Origin of the sequence: Stakelama sediminis (assembly GCF_014199335.1) — a bacterium.
In the GTDB taxonomy this organism is placed as follows: domain Bacteria; phylum Pseudomonadota; class Alphaproteobacteria; order Sphingomonadales; family Sphingomonadaceae; genus Sphingomonas; species Sphingomonas sediminis.
The window spans coordinates 830722-852527 of record NZ_JACIJI010000001.1 but is presented as its reverse complement, the minus strand read 5'-3'; the positions used below and the strand labels follow the sequence as shown (position 1 = coordinate 852527).

Here is a 21806-nt window from a genome sequence, read left to right as displayed (position 1 = left end):
GTCTGTTGTGATACGGGGCGCAAAAAAGGGGCGGGAGAATATGCTCGATATCGGTGCGGTGATCGGCGCGGGCTTTGAAACGGCACGGTCGAAGCCGAAGGCGCTGGCGATCTGGTTCGGCGTTTACCTGATCCTGACCGTTGCGGTCGGATTGCCGATGATGTCGATAATGCAAAACGACTTCGCTGCGATGGGAACGGGCGCAGATGCCTTTGCGTCCGGAAATTTTGCGGCGGCGATGATGCAGATTTATGGTCTGTATCTGATGCAGTTGATCGTCATGCTGGTGCTGAGTGCCGCGATCTATCGCGCGGTCTTGCGCCCGCAGGAATCGGCGGCCGGCTATTTGCGGCTGGGCATGGACGAACTGCGCCTGCTGGGCCTGTCGATCCTGTTCGGGATTGCGTGGGTTATTCTGCTGGTCGGCATCTCGATCGTAATCGCGCTGGTCGCCGGGGTCGGTGCCGTCGGCATGGGGCTGGGATCGAACGGCAGTGCCGGGCCGGGTGTGCTGGCGATTGTGCTGAGCATCGTGTTGGGACTGGGCAGCCTGGTCCTGATGGCATTTCTGGGCGTGCGGTTCGCGCTTGCCTTTCCGCTGACCGTCTATCGCCGCCGGATCATGATCGGCGAGGCATGGCGGCTGTCGCGCGGCAATTTCTGGGCGATGCTCGCCGCCTTCATCGTCGTTTTCATCATCAATATCGTCGTCATGGTACTGGTCAATGCGATCGGAGGCGCAGGCTATATGGCCAGCCTGTTGCGTGGGATGAGCAACCCCGAACAACTGTCGGCCGCTTCACAGGCGCGTATGGAGATGCTGTCGCATTTCAGCTTTTTCATGATCCTGACTTGGATATTGTCCGCAGTGGCCGGGCTTTTGTGGCTCGTGCTGAACTGTTGCGGTCTGGCCAATGCCGCCCGGCAGCTACTGGGCGATACGCAGGAGGATATCGAAGCCGTCTGGGGCTGAAATTCCGCAATTTACGTGAAGCTCCTCCATAATGGATGGAGTTTGACTGGTCCGATATGGAGATGCCGGGCATGACGCCGGAACAGACCATGAACTATGGGGCGTCTATGCAGAATTACGGGGACAGGGCGGCGGATGCGCGGCGCATGGCGGTCGCGGTGGTGGCGATCGTCGGGGACGATGCGGGCGAAGCAGAGGCGCGCGAGGCGGTGACGCTGGCCGGGGGGCGGCTGGCGGCGGCGGTGCGGTTCGAAGGCGCGGCCGACCGGCTGGCGATGCAGGCGGCGGCGGATATCATCCTGATCGACGCGATGCGGGTTTCGGCGACGCTGCTCGACAGCGCCATCGCGGCGGCGTCGCACCTGGCGGAAGAAACGCAGGCGCGGATCGTCATCTGCTTCGATGAGACGCGAATCGACGCGGTGGCCGCGCAATTGTTCGGACCCGATGTCCAGTTGCTGTGCAATCCGGGGCGAAGCGAACTGGTGGCGGCGCTGGCGCTGGCCGGGCGATCGGGTACGCTCGCGGTCAACGACATTACGCGCGAAAGCGAATCGGACCGGTTGCGGCGGCTGAACGACGAAGTGGCGCGGATCGCGGAAACGCTCGCCCGGCTGACGCAGCATGATGGTGGAGATGGGCAAAACGGCGTTGTGAAGGACCGCGCCCCGGCTTATGGCGCGCCGCCGCCCGCAGCCGGAGCGATGCCGGTCGATGCGGCGACGGTACGCAAGACGATCCGCGCGCGGCGCTTGCGCGATCAGGTTTTCGATGCGGGGCTGTTTGCCGATCCGGCCTGGGACATGCTGCTCGACCTCTATGCGGCGAAGCTGGAACATGCGCGCGTGTCGGTGTCGAGCCTGTGTATCGCCGCTGCGGTGCCGCCGACCACGGCGTTGCGATGGATCACCAGCATGACCGAAGCAGGGCTGTTCGAACGGCAGGCCGACCCGCTGGACCGTCGCCGGGTCTATATCGGGCTGAGCGAAGAGGCATGTGGTGCGATGAACCGTTACTGGACGGATATCGGCAGGGCGGGCCTGATTACGGTGTAGGGTCGGAGCGTAAAATGCAGGCGTAAGGCAATCCTGCGCTTGCGATTTTGCCGCAACCCGATTATCGCCGCGCTTCACGTCCGGGCGGTTAGCTCAGCTGGTAGAGCATCTCGTTTACACCGAGAGGGTCGGCGGTTCGAACCCGTCACCGCCCACCATTTTCCCAAAACGTCTTTTTACAGTTCGCGCACAAGCCGTGCCGCGACAGCGATCCACGGTGCTTCGGCGATAATCACCTGACGCTGGCCCGGTCCGGGCGGCAGCAGTTGCAGGCGACTGCCTTCCACTCCGATCAGGCGACCAAAGGCGAAACGTCCCGCCGGTCGCGGTGCCAATATGTCACGGTTAAGCGCCCGTCCGAACGCATCCGGGGCGAGGCGAAGGCACCATAGCTGATCGCCCGCACGATAGTCGCCGGTCGCGCCGGTCACCCGCACCGCCACCATTTCCGGTTCGACCGCAGGCGGCGGTACGGTTTCGCTGTGTCGCGGGGCCTGTGCACCGCTGCCGTCGAGGGTTGCGGCGACCGACAGGTCGGGGCGTTCAGGCAGCTTGACCAGATCGCTTGCATCGACGCCCAATGCCGCTGCAATCCTGTTGAGCCAGGCGACGGATACCGTCCGGGTGCCGGTTTCCAGCCGCCCGATGGTCTGCGCGGTGGTCGGCGGATCGCAGCGTTGGGCGACATCCTCCAGCGTCAGTTTCTTCGCACGGCGTACATCGCGGATAGCGGTGATCATGACAGCCCCCAATGAACCATATCGGTTTCTTCTGTCCTACAAACGATCCTGCATGGCAAGAGGTTTTGCGAATCGGCATGGGAGAACAGCGATGCGGGCACTGGCAGAACGGGCAATGGTGGATGGCCGGATCACGGATCGGGCGGCGGGCCGCCGGGGGCGCAGCGTTACCGTCAATCTGGCCGAATCGCCGCTGAGCTGGCTGCGTGCGCGCGGCCATGTCGATGCACGCCAGTTCGAGGCGGGCGAGCGGCTGCGCGGCGATTATGAGCGCGCTTCGCTGGGGCCGAGCGTTACTATGCGCTGGGATGCCGCGCCCGCAGCACGCGGACGACGCGGCCCGGCGCAAGCGGATGATCCGACACTGGCGCAGCTATCCGCAAAACGCCGTTTCGATGCTGCGACGCAGGCCGCCGGGCCGGGGCTGAGCGATATTCTGTGGCGTGTGGTGTGTGCGGGCGAAGGATTGCCGACTGCGGAAAAGGGGCTGGGCTGGCCCGCACGGTCGGGCAAGCTGGTGCTCTGCCTCGCGCTCGACCGGGTAGCGACGTTTTACGGTATTCGCTGAGCGCGACCGGGATCAGGATTGCGGCATTTTGTCCTTGGGCGCGACATAGGACGGATCGTGCACGAAGGGCAGGCGGCGTCCTTCGCGCAACGCATCGAGGATTTCGGCAAAGCCCGTTTTGCAGCGAAAGCCCAGCCGCTTTTCGGCATGGCCGGCGTCATAAACCCGCCCGATGGTTGCAGGCAGTGTCCATCCGCGTTTGGCGAAAAGCGCAGGAGCGTCGGGGAAATGTCGCGCGATCACGCTTGCGGCATCGCGTTTCAACAGCGCCGCTTCCTTGCGCGTAAACGGGGTGGGAGCCGACAGGATGAAGGTGTCGAAACCGAGTTCAGGAGCGCGTTCCAGGGCCGCGATATGCGCGTCGGCGGCATCCTCCACCGTCAGGCGGCGATGAAGAAACTCGATGGCCTTCAGATTGTCGCCCGGCGGAGTGCTATGCGTGTCGTCGTCTTCGGGAAAGAAACGCGCGGTACGCAGCACGACACAGGCCAGCCCTCGATCGGCGGCGTAGAGGCGGCACAGCCCCTCGGCGGCAAGCTTTGTCACGCCATAGATATTACGCGGGGCCAGCGGCCCGGTCGATTCGTCCAGCCAGACGGCTTCCTCGCTCGTCTCGTCGCGGATGGCCTGACTGATCATCAGCGAGGTGGTGGAGGTGAAGACGAAGCGGTTATGCCCGGCCCTTGCCGCCGCTTCGAGCAGGTTGCGCGTCCCGGTGACGTTAACGTCGATAAAGGCCTGTTCGGGCATGTGCGCAATGTCGGGTTTGTGCAGTGCGCCCGCATGGATCACCGCGTCGACGCCCATGGCGAAAGCGCGTGCGACCGTGTCCGCGTCGGCGACCGAGCCTACCAGGTCGGTATGCATGCCCGGTGCGATGTCCAGCCCGATGACGCCATGGCCCGCCGCTTTCAGCCCTGGAGCGAGAAACCGGCCCAGCCAGCCCGACGATCCGGTGAGCAATATCCGCATGGCCTTCCCCCTTCGTGTTCGGGCCGCCGTTCATCGGGCCGCGATTGTGAGCGTCTCTATACAGGGTTATACTCGCGCGAAAATACAGGAGAGCGATGCATGGCAACCGTGATGGAAACGCGCCCGGCGGCAATCGATGAGGCGGAATGGGCGGTGCGGGTCGATCTGGCAGCGGCCTATCGACTGGTCGCGCTTTATGGCTGGGACGATCTGATTTTCACGCATCTGTCGGCGCGGGTGCCGGGGCCGGAGCATCACTTCCTGATCAACCCGTACAATCAGATGTTCGGGGAAATCACCGCCTCCAGCCTCGTCAGGATCGATACCAAGGGGTTGCCCGTCGGGGCGAGCGACAGTCCGGTCAATCCGGCCGGCTTCACCATCCATTCGGCGATCCACATGGCGCGCGATGATGCGCAGGCGGTGATGCACCTGCATACGCCGTACGGGCAGGCGGTCTCGGCGATGGAATGCGGGCTGTTGCCGCACACCCAGACGGCGATGATCGCGCAGCACGATCTGGCCTATCACGACTATGAAGGCATCGCGACCGACCATGACGAGCGCGAACGGCTGGTCGCCGATCTGGGCGAACGGCACGCGATGCTGTTGCGCAACCACGGTACGCTGACGGTGGGAGACAGCGTCGCGTCCTGTTTCCTGCGCCTTTATTTTCTGGAGCGCGCCTGCGAGGCGCAGGTACATATGCTGGCCGCCGGGCGCGACGGCCTCAACACCCCGCCGCAGGGCGTGGATCGCAAGGTCGCCGAACAGTCGCCGCCCGCCGGACAGGCGATGCTGGCGAAAGCGCTGGCCTGGCCCGCGCTGCTGCGCAAGCTCGACCGCATCGACCCGTCTTATCGGGAGTGAGGGCGCGCGCGGGATGCCATTCGCCATGTATCGATGCGAAGAGGGGAAGAATGCCGGACATGCGTTTCGATGTCGGAAGACGGCCCCGATGGCTGCGCTGGCTTCATCGTATCGGCTATGTGACAACCGCGCTTATACTGGCAGAAATTCTTCTGGTTACGGTCGTGGCGGGGCGGGAGTGGTATCGCCACCGTCAGGAACGCGCAAAATTAATCGAACAAACCCGGACGCACGATTCGCCATGGGCGTTGAATGATGACCCGTATTTTCGTGAAGAAGCGCGGCCCCTGCTTTCCGTAATGCCGTCGCTGGCCGATCTGCACGGGAACGGACTACGTTTTATTTCCATGCCCGCCCTGAGGGGCGTCAGATACGGTGTCGTCCTGTGGCTTCCTCAGCCAAATGCGAAACAGGCGAACGGCATTTTCGTTATGGCCGATAAGCAACAGGACGGGGCTGTCACACACCAGCGGGCCTTTTTCATGCCCGCACGCGATTTCCGTGCCCTGATGCACCGGATCGATATCCTGACCGATGGGTGGGCGGGAGATGCGGATGGGATATGCCTTGATGGAAACCCTGTGGCGTTCGAGCGTATTCGCGGAACGAAGATCACGTCCGGAGCCGGCAATTGCAGTTCGCATTATGACCGGCTGAAAAAGCTACTGTATCAGGCTGTGCAGCGTTTTGCGCCTGGCAAGGATCTGCCGGGTGGGCCGAACTGGTATCCCCCGGACGAAAGCCAATAGGATCACACCGGCAGCGTCAGCCGCGCGGTCGTGCCCCTGCCGCCGGTCAGCGCGAAATTGCCGTTCAACTGCCCGGCCAGCATGGTGGCGATTTTCAGGCCCAGACTGTCGCTTGCCTCGATATCGAAATCGGGGGGCAGGCCGTGACCGTTGTCGCGCACCTCGATCGCCACCAGTTCGTCACCTTCGCGCGCCAGAATGACTTCGATATGGCCGGTGTCGCGATCGCGGAACCCATGTTCGATGGCGTTGGCAATGGCTTCGGCGACGATCAGCGCCAGCGGGACAGCGGCATCGGACGAAAGCGGGGCGTCATGCTCCACCTGAACGGTGCAGCGAATGCCGTTGCGGCCGCTTGCTTCGAGCACATCGGCGCAAAGCGGTTCGAGAAACTCCTGCATCGTGCGCGTTGCGCCGTCGGCGCTGTAAAGCTGGCGGCTGATCCGGCCGATCAGGCCCAGGCGTCGCGAAGCCTCGTCCAGCGCCAGCCGACCGCGTTCATCGGTGATTTGCCGCTTCTGGATGGCAAGCAACCCGGCCGCGACCTGCAGGTTGTTCGAAACCCGGTGTTGCAGTTCGCGGAACAACAATTGGCGCGTTTCGGCGAGCGCCCGGCTGCGTTCGCGTTCGTTCGCCAGCTTGGTATTGGCACGCTGCATCCAGTGGATGATCACGATATCGGTGACGACGACGAACGTATAAAAGCCAAGCGCGATAAAGCCGCCTGAAACCAGTCGGAAGCTGAATTCGGGCGGGATGAAGAAATACCAGGAGAAGATTCCGCAGATCAGGGCGGCCACACTTCCCCAACGCGCCCCGAACAGAAATGAGGTGACGACGACGGCCGGGAAGAAGGTGACATAGGGAAAGCCGGGGGGGAGACTTTCGGCAGACGCAACCCGCAGAAAGAGCGCAAACGCAACCAGTCCAGCCATCACCAGCGCAGCGATCCACGGACGGTCGCGCGCCAATGGCAGCCGTTCCAGAAATGGCTCGCGATCAGGCGAGCGTGCCGGTGTACGCATGAACCGCGACTGCCCCTTTCTTCTCACCCCTAGGGGTTTTTCCTTAGTCTGTACTTGATCGAGAGCAAGATTATTAATGTCGTAACCGAAACAAAAAAAGGGGAGCCGGTTAAGGCTCCCCTTTCGAACGGATCGGTCTGTTCGCGATCAGTCTTCGGTGATGAAGGACGGCAGGCCGATATCGCCGCCGTCGTCATCCTTCTTTTCCGAACGCTCACCGCGATCGCGACGCGGTCCGCGATCGCGACGGCCGCCGCGATCACCGCGGTCGCCCCGGTCGCGACGGGGACGATCCCCGCGATCGCCACGCGGTTCGCGCGGCGGACGGGTGTCTTCCAGTTCCTCGCCGGTTTCCTGATCAACGACGCGCATCGACAGGCGAACCTTGCCGCGCGGATCGATCTCCAGCACCTTGACCTTGACTTCCTGACCCTCGGACAGTTCGTCGGCAACCTTTTCGACGCGCTCATTCTTGATTTCGGAAACGTGGACGAGACCGTCCTTGCCGCCCATGAAGTTCACGAACGCTCCGAAATCGACCAGATTGACTACCTTGCCGGTGTAGATCTTGCCGACTTCCGGTTCTTCGACGATGCCCTTGATCCAGTTCATCGCCGCTTCGATCTGCGACAGGTCGGACGAGGACACCTTGATGACGCCTTCATCGTCGATATCGACCTTGGCGCCGGTTTCCGCGACGATTTCGCGGATGACCTTGCCGCCCGTGCCGATGACGTCGCGGATCTTCGATTTGTCGATCTGCATCGTTTCGATACGCGGTGCGTGTGCGGACAGCTCTTCACGGGTGTGATCGAGCGCCTTGGCCATTTCGCCGAGGATGTGCGCGCGACCTTCGTTTGCCTGAGCCAGCGCGACCTTCATGATCTCCTCGGTAATACCGGCGACCTTGATGTCCATCTGCAGCGAAGTGATGCCCTCGCTGGTGCCCGCAACCTTGAAGTCCATATCGCCGAGGTGATCCTCGTCGCCGAGAATGTCCGACAGGATGGCGAACTCGTCGCCTTCCAGGATCAGGCCCATGGCGATGCCCGACACCGGACGCTTCAGCGGAACGCCCGCGTCCATCATCGACAGCGAACCGCCGCATACCGTCGCCATCGACGAAGAGCCGTTGGATTCGGTGATGTCGGACAGCACGCGGATGGTATAGGGGAACTCTTCCTTCGACGGCAGCACGCGGTGCAGCGCACGCCACGCCAGCTTGCCATGGCCGATCTCACGACGGCCCGGCGCGCCGAAGCGGCCGACTTCGCCGACCGAATAGGGCGGGAAGTTATAGTGCAGCATGAAGTGCGAATAGGTCAGGCCTTCCAGCCCGTCGATCATCTGCTCGCTGTCCTTGGTACCCAGCGTGGTCGTGCAGATCGCCTGCGTTTCACCGCGGGTGAACAGCGCCGAACCATGGGTGCGCGGCAGGAAGTGGACCATCGCCTCGATCGGGCGGACCTGCTTCGTATTGCGGCCGTCGATACGGCTGCCGTCCTTCAGGATCGCACCGCGGACGATTTCGGCCTCAAGCTTCTTGAGCATCTTGCCGGCGGCCATCTGTTCCTGACCCTCGGCCTCGGCAAAGGCGGTCTTCACCTTGGCGCGGGCTTCGTTCAGCGCGGCCGAACGTTCGGACTTGTCGGTCTTCTTGTAGGCGGCGGCGATGTCGCTGCCGACCAGATCCTTGATCTTCGCCTTCAGCGCCGACTGGTCGCCCTTGTCGGCGATTTCCCACGGCTCCTTGGCGGCCTGTTCGGCGAGGTCGATGATCAGGTTCACGACCTTCTTGATCTCGGCATGCGCGAACATCACGCCGCCCAGCATCACCTCTTCCGACAGCTCATTGGCTTCGGATTCGACCATCATCACGGCATTGCCGGTCCCGGCAACGACGAGGTCGAGATCGCCCTCGGCCGCTTCGGCCATGGTCGGGTTGAGGACATATTCGCCGTCCGCATAGCCGACGCGCGCACCGGCGATCGGACCCATGAACGGCACGCCCGAAATGGTCAGCGCCGCCGACGCCGCGATCATCGCGACGATGTCGGGCTCATTCTCGCCATCATAGGAGAGAACCTGACAGATGACGTTGATTTCGTTGTAGAAACCTTCGGGGAAGAGCGGGCGGACCGGACGGTCGATCAGACGGCTGGTCAGCGTTTCCTTTTCGGTGGCGCCGCGCTCACGCTTGAAGAAGCCACCGGGGATGCGCCCGGCCGACGAGAATTTTTCCTGATAATGGACGGTCAGCGGAAAGAAGTCCTGCCCTTCCTTGACCGACTTGGCGGCGGTGACGGCGCACAGCACGACCGTTTCGCCGAGGGTTGCGAGGACCGCACCATCGGCCTGACGGGCGACGCGGCCGGTTTCCAGAGTGAGGGTCTGTCCGCCCCACTCCATTTCTACCTTTTTCATATTAAACATGGATATTCCTTTTCACCGGCGACCCTATGCCGCCGGGGCAGCTATTTGCGGACTAGCCGGTCCGCACGGTTCGGGGCGCGTCCGGCCCCGGTTGAACGCCAAGGCCGGATTGCCCCCGCGTTCCTGTCTTATGTGCCGATCCGGCCCTGTCGGTGGATCGTAACGGGCGTATCGTGTGTTTATGATACGCACATGAAAGAACGGCCCCGCAGCGGGGGCCGTCCGGTGTTATTTGCGAAGACCCAGCTTCGCGATGAGATCGGAATAGCGACCCGCATCCGTCTTCTTCAGATAGTTGAGAAGGCTGCGGCGCTTGTTGACCAGCATCAGCAGACCGCGACGCGAATGGTTATCCTTGGCGTGGGTCTTGAAATGCTCGGTCAGATTGGCAATGCGCTCGGTCAGGATCGCGACCTGAACTTCGGTGGAACCGGTGTCGCCGTCGGCGCGGCCATGTTCCTTGATCAGCGCTTCCTTGCGCTCCTGCGTAATCGACATGTATTTTCCTTCGACATCATGGCTTATAGATTAAACCCGCGTTCGACCCGGACCTGTCGGTCCTCGACCCGGACAAGCGCGACCGGTACATCGTCCAGCATCGCAAAAGCGGGGCCATCGTCGGCGGCAATCCCGATCAAGACCCGCCCCTGACGGAGCAGCCCTGCCTGATCGGGGGTGACGGGTAGAGCCGGGATGTCGTCCAGCCCCGCCGTCAGCGGCAGAGAAATGTCTTCAAGTGCGCGGGCCTTAGCCATTTCGGCCAGTTTGTCCAGCGAAATCGCAGATTGCAGGTCGAACGGACCCGCCTTGATCCGGCGAAGCATGGTGACATGCCCGACCGTACCCAGCGCCAGCGCGATGTCGCGCGCGAGGCTTCTGATATAGGTGCCCTTGGAGACATGGGCAACCAGCGTGGCTGTTTCCAATTCTTCCCCGGTACGGGGAGGGGGACCAGCCGCAGGCTGGTGGAGGGGGGGCTCGTCAGGTGTATCGCCAAGGGGTAAACCCCCTCCACCACCGCTTCGCGGCTGTTCCCCTCCCCGTGCCGGGGAGGAATGAAGCGAATGTACCGTCACGCGACGCGGTGCCAGTTCGACTGCTTCGCCTTTGCGCGCGAGGTCATAGGCGCGTTTCCCGTCGACTTTCAGCGCGGAAAAGGCGGGCGGCATCTGATCGACGGCACCCGTGAATTGCGACAGAACCTTTTCCACCGCGTCAAAGGTCGGGCGGCTATCGCTGGTTGCGATCACCTGTCCTTCCGTATCCAGCGTATCGGTCTGTTCGCCGAAGCGGATCGTGAATTCGTACACCTTGTCGCTGTCGAGCATCCTGCCCGCCAGCTTCGTCGCCTCGCCCACCGCGACCGGCAGCACGCCCGATGCCAGCGGATCGAGTGTCCCGCCATGGCCGACCTTGCGTTTCGGATAGCCGCCGTCGCGCAGCGCGCGCTTGACCGCGCTTACCGCCTGTGTGGAACCGAGGCCCACCGGCTTGTCGAGAATGATCCAGCCATGCATGGCCGCGGCGCATAGCGGAACCGGAGGCGCATCGGCAACCGGCCCCGCCAGCGAGGTGCGCTATGGAACGATCAGCTCTTTTCTTTCCGGTCCTTGCGGTGGGAGGCAGGCGGCAGCGCGTTGGTCACGCTGATTACCGGGCAGCTCATATGCGGCGGTTCTGTCGAATAGATTTTCGAAAATGGTCCGAACGATCCGGTGGGGCCGGTCGAATAGGCAAGACCGATGCCGATATTGTTCATCATGCACGGCCCGGCCATCTTCACCAGATACCATTTGCCGAAATTGTCCTGAACATAGACGGAACTGTCCGTCGGTCCGGCGGTCCAGCTATACAGGCCCTGCTGACTGGCAAAGGGGATGGTGGTCTCGCGACCGACGACGCGACCGTCCTTGGTTCGGACGATGGCGGGTTTTGCAGCGGACTGCATGGCGGGCGGGGCGGGGGTGGCGGTCGTTGCTGTCGCAGCGGCCGCAAGAAGTAATGCGAGCATGACGACACCTTTCCTTGTTATATCATCTCAACGCATATCTGCCTCGGAATATCCCCCAAGCGCTGCAATAAAATGCTTGCGGCACAGCGCCACATAGCGGTCATTACCGCCGATTTCGGTCTGCGCGCCCTGCGCCACCGCACGGCCTTCGGCATCGACGCGCAGGTTCATCGTCGCCTTGCGCCCGCACCGGCATACCGATTTGAGCTCGACCAGCGCATCGGCAATGGCGAGCAGGCGCGCCGCACCGGGAAATAACGCGCCCTGAAAATCCGTGCGCAGGCCATAGGCGAGCACCGGCACGTTGAGTTCGTCGCAGACGCGCGCAATCTGCGCCACCTGCGCCTCGGTCAGGAACTGGGCTTCATCGACCAGCACGCACCCGACCGGCTCCACCCGGTGCCTTCCGGCGATGGTGTCGAACATATCGGTATCGGGCGCGAAGACATGCGCTTCCGCCGCCAGCCCGATGCGTGAGGCGATGCGGCCGTTGCCCGCCCGGTTGTCGATCGCGGAGGTGAACAGCATCGTCGTCATGCCGCGTTCGCGATAGTTGAAATCCGCCTGTAGCAGCGTGGTCGATTTCCCCGCGTTCATCGACGCATAGTAAAAATAAAGCTTTGCCATCGTCGCCCTTGTCGCCCGGTCCGCACGGCAAATCCAGCCCCGTTGCGCAGCGACCGCCGATTTGCGTCTCTGGCCGAATTATGCACAAGCGCGGGCAAGCACCGGGGGGGCATCGCAATGCCCGACATGCACAGGGAGGTAAAGCGTGAAGCGAATGATGTTCGGAACCAGCCTGGCTATGGTCGCCGTGTTGACGACGTCTCCCGCACAGGCGGATCAGATTCCCGACAAGGTGGCGGCGATGATTCAGGCGGCTGCCGATACCGGCAATGCCGCGACCCTGAAAACGGTTGCCGATCTTGCGAAGAAGACCAACCCGCAATCGGCTGCTGAAATCGATGCGATGGTCGCGTCTATTCAGAACAAGGTGGAGGCCAAACGCCTTGCCAAGCTGCGCAGCCAGAGCTTCTTCGAGGGCTGGAAGGGCCACGGTCAGGCGGGTGGGTCGATCGCCACCGGCAATACCAGCAGCAAGGGCCTGTCGCTGGGGCTGGATCTGACCAAGAACGGCATTCACTGGCGGCATACAATCAACGCGACGTTCGACTATGCCCGGCAAAACGGGCAGACCGCGCAGAAACGCTATTTCGCGTCCTATGAGGCGAATTACAAATTCTCCGACCGCTTCTATGCGCTGGGACTGGTAAGCTGGGAGAATAACAGATTTGCCGGGTTCAACCGCCGGTTCAGCGAGAATATCGGTCTGGGCTACAGTGTCATCAAGCAGCCGGACATGACTCTGGACCTCGAAGGCGGTCCGGCCCTGCGCCAGACCAACTATATTACCGGAGAGTCGCAGAACGAGCTCGCGGGGCGTGCGGCGGTCGATTATTCATGGAAGATCGCCCCTGGCATCACCTTCGGCGAAAACGCGACCTATTACGCGCAGGCGCATGACAGTACGTTGACCTCGACCACGGCGCTGACCATGAAACTGAACGGTGCTCTGTCGCTACAGACATCGTTCCTGATCAATCATGAAACCAATCCGCCGATCGACCTGGAAAAGACCAATACGCTCAGCCGGTTGACGCTGGTGTACGGGTTCTGATCGCCGGAGGGGCGGACGGCTGCTTACTGCCGTCCATCTTCTTTAACGAATATTTTACCCACTTCCTTAACATGTTCACCCTGTCGGTGGGTTCCGATCGACGGGAAGGGAAGTGGAAAGATGACCGATTTGCTGATCCATTCGATGTCCGAATTTTCCGACATCATCCTGCCGGGGCTTGCACTGGCGGAAGCGGGCAATATCGTCGAAATCGGTGCCGAATTCGGGGGCATGACCACACTTCTCGCCAATCATTGCGCCACGCATGACGGGCAACTGGTGTCGATCGACCCGGAACCGAAACCCGAATTTATCGACTGGGTCGCGGAAAATCCGCATGTCCGGCACGTGATGGAACCGAGCCTGGACGCCATTGCGGGAATGAAAGACGTCGATGCCTGGATCATCGACGGCGATCATAACTGGTACACCGTCTATAATGAATTGCGCCAGATACGCGATGTCTGTCGCCGCGACGGCAAGCCCTTTCTGGCCTTTCTGCACGATATCGGCTGGCCCAGCGGACGGCGGGATCAATATTATGCGCCCGACCGTATTCCGCAGGCGTTCCGCCATCCCTTCAGCTATGAAGGCGGGTGCAATCCGGGCAACAGTGCGCTGCGCCCCGACCGAGGATTTCGCGGCATGGGGCATTTCGCCTTTGCCCTGCACGAGGGCGGGCCGCGCAACGGCGTGCTGACCGCGATCGAGGATTTCGCCTCCGACGAGTTCGACGCGGGCGCGGAATATGGCTTTGCCGAGGTACCCGGCGTATTCGGCCTTGGCGTGCTGTTCGATATCGATGCAGGCTGGTCGGCGGCGCTTGCCGAAATGATCGCGCCCTATCATCAGAACAAGCTGCTGCAGACGCTGGAGGATAACCGGCTGCGCAACTATCTTGAGCTTATCGAGCGGCAGGACGCGGCAGCCGCTCAGGCGGCCTGAGCCCGAACCCTATTCGGCGTCGTCGAGGTCTCGCGCCACTTTCGGATCGCGCAGCAGCTGGTCGATGCGGCTGCCTTCCTCAAAGCTTTCATCGGCGAGGAATTTGAGCTTCGCGGCATATTTCATCCGCACGCGATGCGCGACCTCGCGTTGCAGATAGGCGGTGTTGGTTCTGAGTGCCTTCAGCACCGCTTCCTCATCCTCACCCAGCAGCGGTTTCACGAACACCGTTGCATGGCGCAGGTCGGGCGACATGCGCACTTCGGTGATGCTGACCATGTGTTTCGCCAGCGTCTCGTCATGCACATCGCCGCGTTGCAGGATCGCCGACAGCACATGCCGCACCTGCTCGCCCACGCGCAACAGGCGGACGGACTGGGTTTCGGGGGTTTCGTTATTCTGGCGCATATTGAAAATTTAGTGATTCTGCTTTATGTAGGGGTCACTACAGCGGGAGTGTTCGAGCTTCCACCTTCTGAGCCCGGATGCTGCAACATCCGGGCTCAAACTATATTAGGGCCCCGGCGCTGCAACGCCGAGACCCCGTTTGGCATTACTTGTGCTTCAGCTCAATGAGCTTCACCACCAGCGCGAGCAGCGCAACGACGAACGTCGCGAAACTCAATGCCAGTACTACAGCGTTTGCGTTCATAGGCTTCACCTCCTTCCAGCCGCAGTTGCGACCGAAAGGAGGTATAACATACTCGCGAACCAAGGCGAGAACAGAACAAGAACTTACTGAGTTACTTGTTTACAGCGTCCGTTCGCGCATCTCGACCTCGAAGGTTTCGAGATAGTCGCCCGGCTTGATGTCGGTGAAGTTCTGCGTGAACGTCACACCGCATTCCAGCCCTGCGCGAACCTCCGGCACATCGTCCTTGAAGCGACGCAGCGAAGCGATTTCGCCATTGTAGATGATGACATCGTCGCGGGTGATGCGTGCCTTGAGCGCCTTGCGGATCGCGCCTTCGGTGACGAGCAGACCGGCGGCCTTGCCGTGCTTGCCGGCGGAGAAGACTTCCTTGATCTCGGCACGGCCGACGACCGTTTCGAACGCTTCGGGGCCAAGCTCGCCCGCCATGCCCGCACGGATTTCATCGGTCAGGTCGTAGATGACGTCATAATATTTGAGCGCCACATGCTGCCGTTCCGCAATCTCTCGCGCCTTGGCATTGGCGCGCACGTTGAAGCCGATGATCGGTGCACCGCTGGCACCGGCCAGCGTCACGTCGCTTTCGGTGATGCCGCCCACGCCCGAATGCAGGATGCGCACGCGGATCTCGTCGGTGGAGATCTTGTTGAGCGCGCCGATGATCGCCTCGACGGTGCCCTGCGTATCGCCCTTGATCACCAGCGGATATTCGATCGCCTGATTTTCCTTGAGCGCGGAGAACATGCTCTCCAGGCTCGCAGGGGCCTGGGCGGTACGTTTCTCGTTGAGAACGCCCTGACGATATTCGGCGATTTCGCGCGCCTTGGCCTCACCGTCGACGACCTGCAGCGGATCGCCCGCCATCGGCACACCCGACAGGCCGAGCACCTCGACCGGCATAGACGGTCCGGCTTCCCTCACCTGACGACCCTTGTCGTCGATCAGTGCACGGACCTTGCCGCTTTCCGCACCGACGACGAACACATCGCCGACCCGCAGCGTACCGCGGTTGACGAGGATCGTCGCGACCGCGCCGCGGCCCTTGTCGAGCTTCGCCTCGACCACCGTACCTTCGGCATTGCGGTCGGGGTTGGCGGTGAGTTCGAGCAGTTCGGCCTGAAGCTGGATCTTGTCCATCAGGTCGTCGAGGCCGGTCTTCTTGAGCGCCGACACTTCGACATCCTGCACGTCACCCGACATCTCTTCCACGATGACTTCGTGTTCGAGTAGGCGTTCGCGGATCTTCTGCGGATTGGCTTCCGGCTTGTCGCATTTGTTGATCGCCACGATCATCGGCACGCCGGCCGCCTTGGTATGATTGATCGCTTCGATCGTCTGCGGCATCAGCCCGTCATCGGCCGCCACCACCAGCACGACGATATCGGTGACGTTCGCACCGCGCGCGCGCATTTCGGTAAAGGCCTCATGCCCCGGCGTGTCGAGGAAGGTGATCTTCGACTTGTCCTTCAGCGTCACCTGATAGGCACCAATATGCTGAGTGATACCGCCGGCTTCGCCCGATGTGACATCGGTTCCGCGCAGCGCGTCGAGCAGGCTGGTCTTGCCGTGATCGACATGGCCCATGATCGTCACCACCGGCGGGCGGGGCTTCAGATCCTCGTCCGCATCGTCACCGGTATCCAGTTCCAGCTCGATATCCGAGTCCGATACGCGGCGCATATTATGGCCGAATTCGGTGACCAGCAGTTCGGCGGTATCCTGATCGATGGTCTGGTTGACGGTGACCGCCATGCCCATCTTGAACAGCGCCTTCACCAGGTCCGCACCCTTTTCGGCCATACGGTTGGCGAGTTCCTGCACGGTGATCGTTTCGGGCACCTGCACGTCGCGAACCTGCTTTTGCTGCGGTTCGCGTGAGCCGCCGCCGGAATGCGCGCGCCGTTCCTTTTCGCGGGCGCGTTTGAGCGCCGCCAGACTGCGGGCGCGGGCACCCTCATCACCGCCAAGCGCACGGTTGACCGAAAGCTTGCCCGACTGGCGCCGGTCTTTGCGGTCCGGCTTTTCACTGCGCGCAGGCTTATTAGCGGCAGGCGCATCGCCGCTGCGCTTCGGCTGGGACGGAGCGCGTGCAGCCGTCTTGTCCTGCTTTGCAGCGGGTTTCGGCTTGGGCTTGGGCGTTTCGGGCCGCTGCACCGGCGTAAAGGTACGCGGCGCGGGCATCGACGGATCGAGCTTCAACTCGACCGGCTGTGCCGGTTCCGGTGCAGGCGCGGGGGTCGGGGCAGGGGCCGGAGCAGGCGTTTCCTGCGTCGTCTCCGCTTCCGCTTCCTTTACCTCGGCCTTTTTCGCCTTGGCGGTGGTCTTCTTTTCCTCTGCGGCGCGCGCCTTTTCCTCGGCCGCCTGTTTGGCGGCTTCCTCTTCGGCCTTCGCCTTTTCCTCGACGCGGCGGGCTTCGTCCTCGGATGCCTGCTGACGCTCGCGCTCTTCACGGCGGCGCGCTTCTTCCAGCGCGTTCATCCGCGCTTCTTCGGCCTCGCGCAGCAGCTTTTCCTGCAACTCGCGACGCGACTGTGCATCGTCGGCGGCCGGTTTCCTCGGCGCCGGTGCAGGCGTTTGGGGAGCGGGGGCAGGCGCGGGAGCGGCTTCCCTGGCCTCTTCGCGCTGCGGTTCCTCGCCCGGACGGCCGAGCACACGCCGCCGCTTGACCTCCACCACCACGGTGTTGGACCGGCCATGGCTGAAGCTCTGCTTCACCTTGCCCGTTTCCACCGTGCGCTTAAGGCCCAGCTTGCGTGCTCCCAGTTTCGGCTTTTCGTTGTCGGTATCGCTCATCCGGTACTTAAAATCCTTCGTTTTCTTCGCTCGTCGCCCGCGATTCCGGTTCCAACGCGGATGCGCCTTGCGGGCGGGTTTCGCAAGGTGCGTTTACGCGTTCGGGTCCGATAAAGTGCAGCCAGCGGTCAAGTGCTTCACGCACTCGTCTCGCCGCCTGGGCGTCGGTCAGCCCGGCATGTACCACATTTTCGCGGCCGAGGGCCAAAGACAATATGGTGCGTGTGACCGGCAATGCCAATCCCCTAAGTCCCGATCCTTCGCGATCGGACCCGACACGCCAGGCCTGTGCCAGTTTTGCCGCGCCGTCCGCGCCCGCATCCGATGCGTGGAGCAGCAGGCGCAACCGCCCTTCCCGCGCGGCCTGCACGATCCGGTCACTGCCGGTCAGCAGATTGCCCGCGCGCGCTTCCAGTCCCAGCCGGTCGAGCGCGTTGCGTTGCAGCGCCTCCTCGATTCGGGCGGGCAGGTCGTCGGGGATCGTCAGCGTGCCCGTTTTGAAGGCACGGGACAAGGCACCGCGCAACCGCCCTTTGGCGATCGCGGTTTCCAGTTCGTCGCGCGCAACACCGATCCATGCGCCGCGTCCCGGTGCTTTGGCACGGACATCGGGCAGCACCATGCCGTCGGGGGCCAGTGCGAGCCGGATCAGGCCATCACGCGGGGCTTCCTCCCGCGACAGGATACAGGTACGCACAGGCCCGCTCTCCGGCGACGCCTTTGCAGCGCGCGCCGGGTGCGAACCCCTGGCACCCTTCCCGGTACGGGGAAGGGCGGCCTTGCTGTCGGTTACGCCGTCATGCTCATTGGTCGGAGTCCGCAACCGCGTCCTCCACCGCCGGTGCCGGCGTTTCTTCGGCCTGATCCTCGTCCTCGAACCAATGGGCGCGGGCGGCCATGATGATTTCGTTGCCCTGCTCTTCGCTCAGGCCATATTCGGAAAGCACGCCGCCCTTGTCCTCGGAACGCTGCTTGCCGGCATCGCCGCCACGGCGGCGCGGCTCGCTGCGCTTCTTCGCGACCAGTTCGTCGGTGGCGAGGTCGGCGAGATCGTCGAGCGTTTTGATACCCGCCTTGCCCAGCGTAACGAGCATCGCTTCGTTCAGATAGGGCATGGTGGCCAGATCGTCCTCGACGCCCAGCGCGCGGCGTTCCTCGCGATTGGCTTCCTCGCGGCGTTCCAGCGCTTCGGTGGCGCGGCTTTGCAGCTCCTGCGCCAGTTCCTCGTCGAACCCTTCGATGGCGGCCAGTTCGTCCATATCGACATAGGCGACTTCTTCCAGCGCGCCAAAGCCTTCGGCGACCAGCAACTGGGCTAAAGTTTCGTCGACATCGAGTTCCTTCTCGAACATCGAGGAGCGTTCGACGAATTCCTTCTGCCGCTTTTCGCTGGCATCGGCTTCGGTCAGGATGTCGATGCCCTTGCCGGTCAGCTGGCTGGCAAGGCGGACATTCTGGCCGCGACGGCCGATGGCGAGCGACAGCTGATCGTCGGGAACGACGACTTCGATGCGGTCCTCTTCTTCATCCAGCACGACGCGTGCGACGCTGGCGGGTTGCAGCGCGTTGACGACGAAGGTCGCGGTGTCTTCGGACCAGGGGATGATGTCGATCTTCTCACCCTGCATTTCCTGCACGACCGCCTGCACGCGGCTGCCCTTCATGCCGACGCACGCACCGACCGGGTCGATCGATCCGTCATGGCTGATGACGCCGATCTTCGCACGGCTGCCCGGATCGCGGGCAGCGGCCTTGATCTCGATAATGCCATCATAGATTTCGGGGACTTCCTGCGCGAACAGCTTGCGCATGAAATCGGGGTGCGCACGCGACAGGAAAATCTGCGGTCCGCGATTTTCGCGGCGCACGCTCAGGATCAGGCTGCGGATACGGTCGCCGACGCGGACCAGTTCGCGCGGAATCTGCTGATCGCGGCGGATGACGCCCTCGGCGCGGCCAAGGTCGACAACGACATGGCCGAATTCGACGCGCTTGACGACGCCGGTGATGATTTCGCCCGCGCGATCCTTGAACTCTTCATACTGCCGCTCGCGCTCGGCATCGCGCACTTTCTGGAAGATCACCTGCTTGGCGGCCTGTGCGGCGATGCGGCCGAATTCGATCGGCGGCAGCGGATCGACGATATAGTCGCCGATCGCGGCGTCTTTTTTCAGCTTCTGCGCACCCTTCAGGTCGACCTGCTTGAAATAGTCATCGACCTGTTCGACCACTTCGACGACGCGCCACAGGCGCAGGTCGCCCGAATTGGGGTCGAGCTTTGCGCGAATGTCGTTTTCCGCGCCATAGCGGGCACGCGCCGCGCGCTGGATCGCGTCTTCCATCGCCTCGATGACGATGGTCTTGTCGATCAGCTTTTCGCGCGCAACCGCATCGGCGATTGCGAGCAGTTCTGCCTTGTTGGCGGAAATGGCGGTGGCCATAGCCTCGGTTATCCTTCCACTTCGATAATCTCGTCGGCACCGTCCGCCGACAGGGGTTGGGTTGCGGCGATCAGCCGGTCGGTCATCACCAGCTTGGCGTCGGCGATGGCCGCGAACGGCACGCGATATTCGACGCCGTCGGGCGCGGTGATCGTTACCGTCTCCCCCTCCACGGCGCCAAGATCGCCCTTGAACTGTTTGCGCCCGTCGATTTTCTCGGCCAGCGTGATGCGCGCCTCATGGCCCTGCCAGTCGGCATAATCCTTCAGCCGGGTAAGCGGGCGGTCGATGCCGGGCGACGACACCTCCAGCCGATAGGCATGGTCGATGGGATCGCGGCCCTGTTCCTCCAGCGCGTCGAGCCTGTCCGACAGGCGGTGCGACAGCGCGGCGCAATCGTCGATGGTGAGCTGGCCGGTTTCCGGGCGCTCGGCCATGACCTGCAAGGTGGGGTCGGAGGTGCCGCCGAACATCTTCACACGCACCAGTTCAAGCCCGAGCGCCTTCGCTTCGGGTTCGATCAGGGCTGTCAGTCCGGCGATATCCGCCACGCAATTCTCCATCCGGTCATGGCCTTCCCGCGCCGCAGCCGAACCGGCTGCGACCTCGGCAAAGTTACCAATGTCGAGAAAGCAGGTGCGATATACGCTGGCTTGCGCCGGGAAACAAGAGGGGATCAACAACGATTGTAGTTGCGTTACTATCACGATGATGAGGACGGAGGCATGACAATGCGGTTATCACTGATTGCGGGATGCGCATTGCTTGCCGCCTGTTCGCCGGGGGGCGGTAATACGAAACAACAGGCCGATATGACAACCGGCGCAGCCGTGCAGGGCAAGCCGTTCAGCTTCCCCGCTTCTGCGACCGCGCCGTTTACCGTCACGCGCTATGGCAGTTTCGACAATCCTTTCTCGCTGACCTTTCTGCCGGACGGCAGTGCGCTGGTGACGGAAAAGCCGGGCGCGTTGAAATGGTGGCATCCCGACGGCTCGGTCGCCGATGTCGCGGGGGTGCCGAAGGTCGCCTATGGCGGGCAGGGGGGCTTGCTCGACATTGCGCTCGCGCCCGATTTCGCGACCAGCCGCACGGTGTACCTCACCTATGCCGAACCGCGTCCGAACGGGCGCAGCTTGGCGCTTGCCAAGGCGACGTTGCCGCAAGGGGGCAAGCCAGTGCTGAGCGACCTCAACGTGATCTGGCGGGCCGGCTCGGATGGCGATGGCGGTCAGTTCGGCGGCGTCATCGCCTTTGCGCCCGACGGCAGGACGCTGTTCCTGTCGACCGGCGAGCGGATGCGCAAAACGCCCGCGCAAGACCCTGATCAGGCGATCGGCAAGATCATCCACCTGACGCTGGACGGTAAGCCTGCGCCGGATAACCCGATGGTCGCGCAGGGCGGTATGCGTGCCGATATCTGGACGCTCGGTCACCGCAATCCCTATGGGCTGGCGTTCGACAAGGCGGGCAACCTCTGGGAAATCGAGATGGGACCGAAGGGCGGCGATGAGCTGAACCTGATCCTGAAAGGCAAAAATTACGGCTGGCCGGTGGTGTCGAACGGCGACAATTATGACGGATCGCCCATCCCCGATCATGATACGCATCCTCAGTTCGAAGCGCCGAAACTCTGGTGGAATCCGTCGATTTCTCCTGCGGGACTGGTGATCTATTCGGGCAGGGATTTTCCGCAATGGGACGGATCCGCGCTGATGGGGGCGCTTTCCGGGCAGGCGCTGGTACGCGTCGCGCTCAACGGGACGCAGGCGGCCAAGGCCGATCGCTGGGACATGGGTGCACGCATCCGCGACGTGGCGCAGGCACCCGACGGGTCGATCTGGCTGTTGCAGGATGGCGACGATGCCGGGATGCTGAAGCTGACACCGAAGCAGAAACCGTAG

22 protein-coding genes and 1 tRNA gene are annotated in these 21806 nt (G+C 62.7%); 9 read left to right on the top strand and 14 right to left on the bottom strand.

Translation table 11 applies throughout. The features are described 5' to 3' along the window. Positions 1 to 40: 40 nt before the first annotated feature. The 3 genes from FHR23_RS04350 to FHR23_RS04340 all read left to right on the top strand — a co-directional run bounded on the left by FHR23_RS04350 (position 41) and on the right by FHR23_RS04340 (position 2186). Positions 41 to 973 carry a hypothetical protein gene (locus tag FHR23_RS04350; protein ID WP_184001667.1) on the top strand — a complete coding sequence of 311 codons (933 nt, stop codon included), beginning with the start codon at positions 41 to 43 and terminating at the stop codon, positions 971 to 973. A 35-nt stretch (positions 974 to 1008) separates the two neighbouring features. Beyond that, positions 1009 to 2028, top strand: coding sequence for a helix-turn-helix domain-containing protein (locus tag FHR23_RS04345; RefSeq protein ID WP_221227341.1), 1020 nt, complete (start codon positions 1009 to 1011; stop codon positions 2026 to 2028). A gap of 82 nt (positions 2029 to 2110) precedes the next feature. After that, a tRNA-Val gene (locus FHR23_RS04340) sits at positions 2111 to 2186 on the top strand. An 18-nt stretch (positions 2187 to 2204) separates the two neighbouring features. Here the strand turns inward: FHR23_RS04340 and FHR23_RS04335 are convergent. Further along, complete coding sequence (locus FHR23_RS04335; RefSeq protein WP_184001665.1) at positions 2205 to 2768, bottom strand: helix-turn-helix domain-containing protein; 564 nt, start codon at positions 2766 to 2768, stop codon at positions 2205 to 2207. Between the two features lie 91 nt (positions 2769 to 2859). Between FHR23_RS04335 and FHR23_RS04330 the strand changes: the two genes are divergently transcribed. Next, positions 2860 to 3336 (top strand): DUF6456 domain-containing protein, encoded by a 477-nt coding sequence (locus tag FHR23_RS04330; protein ID WP_184001664.1) that lies wholly within the window; start codon positions 2860 to 2862, stop codon positions 3334 to 3336. Positions 3337 to 3348: 12 nt separating this feature from the next. On the opposite strand, the gene FHR23_RS04325 is transcribed toward FHR23_RS04330, so the two are convergent. Next, complete coding sequence (locus FHR23_RS04325; protein WP_184001663.1) at positions 3349 to 4308, bottom strand: NAD-dependent epimerase/dehydratase family protein; 960 nt, start codon at positions 4306 to 4308, stop codon at positions 3349 to 3351. Between the two features lie 99 nt (positions 4309 to 4407). Here FHR23_RS04325 and FHR23_RS04320 point away from each other — a divergent pair, with 99 nt between their 5' ends. Both FHR23_RS04320 and FHR23_RS04315 read left to right on the top strand, forming a co-directional pair. Continuing rightward, positions 4408 to 5178, top strand: a complete 771-nt coding sequence (locus FHR23_RS04320; RefSeq protein ID WP_184001662.1) for a class II aldolase/adducin family protein — start codon at positions 4408 to 4410, stop codon at positions 5176 to 5178. 50 nt (positions 5179 to 5228) lie between these two features. Continuing rightward, positions 5229 to 5927: a hypothetical protein gene (locus FHR23_RS04315; protein WP_221227340.1), complete on the top strand. Its 699-nt coding sequence runs from the start codon at positions 5229 to 5231 to the stop codon at positions 5925 to 5927. 2 nt (positions 5928 to 5929) lie between these two features. Here the strand turns inward: FHR23_RS04315 and FHR23_RS04310 are convergent, their stop codons facing one another. The 6 genes from FHR23_RS04310 to FHR23_RS04285 form a co-directional block, all read right to left on the bottom strand. Then, on the bottom strand, positions 5930 to 6952 hold the full coding sequence (locus tag FHR23_RS04310; protein ID WP_184001660.1) for a sensor histidine kinase: 1023 nt from the start codon (positions 6950 to 6952) through the stop codon (positions 5930 to 5932). A gap of 147 nt (positions 6953 to 7099) precedes the next feature. Further along, the gene (gene pnp / locus FHR23_RS04305) at positions 7100 to 9385 is read right to left on the bottom strand and encodes a polyribonucleotide nucleotidyltransferase (protein WP_184001659.1); all 2286 of its coding nucleotides are present in this window, start codon (positions 9383 to 9385) and stop codon (positions 7100 to 7102) included. 228 nt (positions 9386 to 9613) lie between these two features. Continuing rightward, positions 9614 to 9883 carry a 30S ribosomal protein S15 gene (gene rpsO / locus FHR23_RS04300; RefSeq protein ID WP_184001658.1) on the bottom strand — a complete coding sequence of 90 codons (270 nt, stop codon included), beginning with the start codon at positions 9881 to 9883 and terminating at the stop codon, positions 9614 to 9616. Positions 9884 to 9906: 23 nt separating this feature from the next. Further along, complete coding sequence (gene truB / locus FHR23_RS04295; protein WP_184001657.1) at positions 9907 to 10902, bottom strand: tRNA pseudouridine(55) synthase TruB; 996 nt, start codon at positions 10900 to 10902, stop codon at positions 9907 to 9909. A 71-nt stretch (positions 10903 to 10973) separates the two neighbouring features. Beyond that, complete coding sequence (locus FHR23_RS04290; RefSeq protein ID WP_184001656.1) at positions 10974 to 11396, bottom strand: hypothetical protein; 423 nt, start codon at positions 11394 to 11396, stop codon at positions 10974 to 10976. A gap of 27 nt (positions 11397 to 11423) precedes the next feature. Further along, positions 11424 to 12023, bottom strand: coding sequence for a thymidine kinase (locus tag FHR23_RS04285; RefSeq protein ID WP_184001655.1), 600 nt, complete (start codon positions 12021 to 12023; stop codon positions 11424 to 11426). Between the two features lie 154 nt (positions 12024 to 12177). On the opposite strand from FHR23_RS04285, the gene FHR23_RS04280 reads away from it, so the two are divergent. Further along, positions 12178 to 13074, top strand: coding sequence for a DUF481 domain-containing protein (locus FHR23_RS04280; RefSeq protein ID WP_246359740.1), 897 nt, complete (start codon positions 12178 to 12180; stop codon positions 13072 to 13074). 120 nt (positions 13075 to 13194) lie between these two features. Next, complete coding sequence (locus FHR23_RS04275; protein WP_184001653.1) at positions 13195 to 14019, top strand: class I SAM-dependent methyltransferase; 825 nt, start codon at positions 13195 to 13197, stop codon at positions 14017 to 14019. Between the two features lie 9 nt (positions 14020 to 14028). Here FHR23_RS04275 and rbfA read toward each other — a convergent pair whose 3' ends face one another. From rbfA to rimP, 6 genes are all read right to left on the bottom strand, one after another. Next, positions 14029 to 14427 carry a 30S ribosome-binding factor RbfA gene (gene rbfA / locus FHR23_RS04270; protein ID WP_184001652.1) on the bottom strand — a complete coding sequence of 133 codons (399 nt, stop codon included), beginning with the start codon at positions 14425 to 14427 and terminating at the stop codon, positions 14029 to 14031. 145 nt (positions 14428 to 14572) lie between these two features. Beyond that, positions 14573 to 14671: a putative holin-like toxin gene (locus FHR23_RS04265; RefSeq protein WP_184001651.1), complete on the bottom strand. Its 99-nt coding sequence runs from the start codon at positions 14669 to 14671 to the stop codon at positions 14573 to 14575. Positions 14672 to 14770: 99 nt separating this feature from the next. Further along, positions 14771 to 17464: a translation initiation factor IF-2 gene (infB, locus tag FHR23_RS04260; RefSeq protein WP_184001650.1), complete on the bottom strand. Its 2694-nt coding sequence runs from the start codon at positions 17462 to 17464 to the stop codon at positions 14771 to 14773. A 7-nt stretch (positions 17465 to 17471) separates the two neighbouring features. After that, a complete protein-coding gene (locus FHR23_RS04255; protein ID WP_184002174.1) occupies positions 17472 to 18161 on the bottom strand; it encodes a DUF448 domain-containing protein in 690 nt (229 codons plus the stop codon). A 106-nt stretch (positions 18162 to 18267) separates the two neighbouring features. Next, the gene (nusA, locus tag FHR23_RS04250; RefSeq protein ID WP_184001649.1) at positions 18268 to 19905 is read right to left on the bottom strand and encodes a transcription termination factor NusA; all 1638 of its coding nucleotides are present in this window, start codon (positions 19903 to 19905) and stop codon (positions 18268 to 18270) included. Between the two features lie 8 nt (positions 19906 to 19913). Continuing rightward, positions 19914 to 20456, bottom strand: a complete 543-nt coding sequence (gene rimP, locus FHR23_RS04245) for a ribosome maturation protein RimP (protein ID WP_184001648.1) — start codon at positions 20454 to 20456, stop codon at positions 19914 to 19916. A 174-nt stretch (positions 20457 to 20630) separates the two neighbouring features. Here rimP and FHR23_RS04240 point away from each other — a divergent pair, with 174 nt between their 5' ends. After that, positions 20631 to 21806: a PQQ-dependent sugar dehydrogenase gene (locus FHR23_RS04240; RefSeq protein WP_246359678.1), complete on the top strand. Its 1176-nt coding sequence runs from the start codon at positions 20631 to 20633 to the stop codon at positions 21804 to 21806.

What these genes read in the sequence shown, in the direction of transcription:
- FHR23_RS04335 (WP_184001665.1), bottom strand. Translation starts at nt 2,768, where the DNA reads ATGATCACCGCTATCCGCGATGTACGCCGTGCGAAGAAACTGACGCTG.
- rpsO (WP_184001658.1), bottom strand. Translation starts at nt 9,883, where the DNA reads ATGTCGATTACGCAGGAGCGCAAGGAAGCGCTGATCAAGGAACATGGC.
- rbfA (WP_184001652.1), bottom strand. Translation starts at nt 14,427, where the DNA reads ATGCGCCAGAATAACGAAACCCCCGAAACCCAGTCCGTCCGCCTGTTG.
- FHR23_RS04345 (WP_221227341.1), top strand. Translation starts at nt 1,009, where the DNA reads ATGGAGTTTGACTGGTCCGATATGGAGATGCCGGGCATGACGCCGGAA.
- FHR23_RS04315 (WP_221227340.1), top strand. Translation starts at nt 5,229, where the DNA reads ATGCCGGACATGCGTTTCGATGTCGGAAGACGGCCCCGATGGCTGCGC.
- FHR23_RS04310 (WP_184001660.1), bottom strand. Translation starts at nt 6,952, where the DNA reads ATGCGTACACCGGCACGCTCGCCTGATCGCGAGCCATTTCTGGAACGG.
- FHR23_RS04280 (WP_246359740.1), top strand. Translation starts at nt 12,178, where the DNA reads ATGATGTTCGGAACCAGCCTGGCTATGGTCGCCGTGTTGACGACGTCT.
- FHR23_RS04275 (WP_184001653.1), top strand. Translation starts at nt 13,195, where the DNA reads ATGACCGATTTGCTGATCCATTCGATGTCCGAATTTTCCGACATCATC.
- pnp (WP_184001659.1), bottom strand. Translation starts at nt 9,385, where the DNA reads ATGTTTAATATGAAAAAGGTAGAAATGGAGTGGGGCGGACAGACCCTC.
- truB (WP_184001657.1), bottom strand. Translation starts at nt 10,902, where the DNA reads ATGCATGGCTGGATCATTCTCGACAAGCCGGTGGGCCTCGGTTCCACA.
- FHR23_RS04290 (WP_184001656.1), bottom strand. Translation starts at nt 11,396, where the DNA reads ATGCTCGCATTACTTCTTGCGGCCGCTGCGACAGCAACGACCGCCACC.
- FHR23_RS04325 (WP_184001663.1), bottom strand. Translation starts at nt 4,308, where the DNA reads ATGCGGATATTGCTCACCGGATCGTCGGGCTGGCTGGGCCGGTTTCTC.
- FHR23_RS04240 (WP_246359678.1), top strand. Translation starts at nt 20,631, where the DNA reads ATGACAATGCGGTTATCACTGATTGCGGGATGCGCATTGCTTGCCGCC.
- FHR23_RS04285 (WP_184001655.1), bottom strand. Translation starts at nt 12,023, where the DNA reads ATGGCAAAGCTTTATTTTTACTATGCGTCGATGAACGCGGGGAAATCG.
- infB (WP_184001650.1), bottom strand. Translation starts at nt 17,464, where the DNA reads ATGAGCGATACCGACAACGAAAAGCCGAAACTGGGAGCACGCAAGCTG.
- nusA (WP_184001649.1), bottom strand. Translation starts at nt 19,905, where the DNA reads ATGGCCACCGCCATTTCCGCCAACAAGGCAGAACTGCTCGCAATCGCC.
- FHR23_RS04350 (WP_184001667.1), top strand. Translation starts at nt 41, where the DNA reads ATGCTCGATATCGGTGCGGTGATCGGCGCGGGCTTTGAAACGGCACGG.
- FHR23_RS04320 (WP_184001662.1), top strand. Translation starts at nt 4,408, where the DNA reads ATGGCAACCGTGATGGAAACGCGCCCGGCGGCAATCGATGAGGCGGAA.
- FHR23_RS04265 (WP_184001651.1), bottom strand. Translation starts at nt 14,671, where the DNA reads ATGAACGCAAACGCTGTAGTACTGGCATTGAGTTTCGCGACGTTCGTC.
- FHR23_RS04330 (WP_184001664.1), top strand. Translation starts at nt 2,860, where the DNA reads ATGCGGGCACTGGCAGAACGGGCAATGGTGGATGGCCGGATCACGGAT.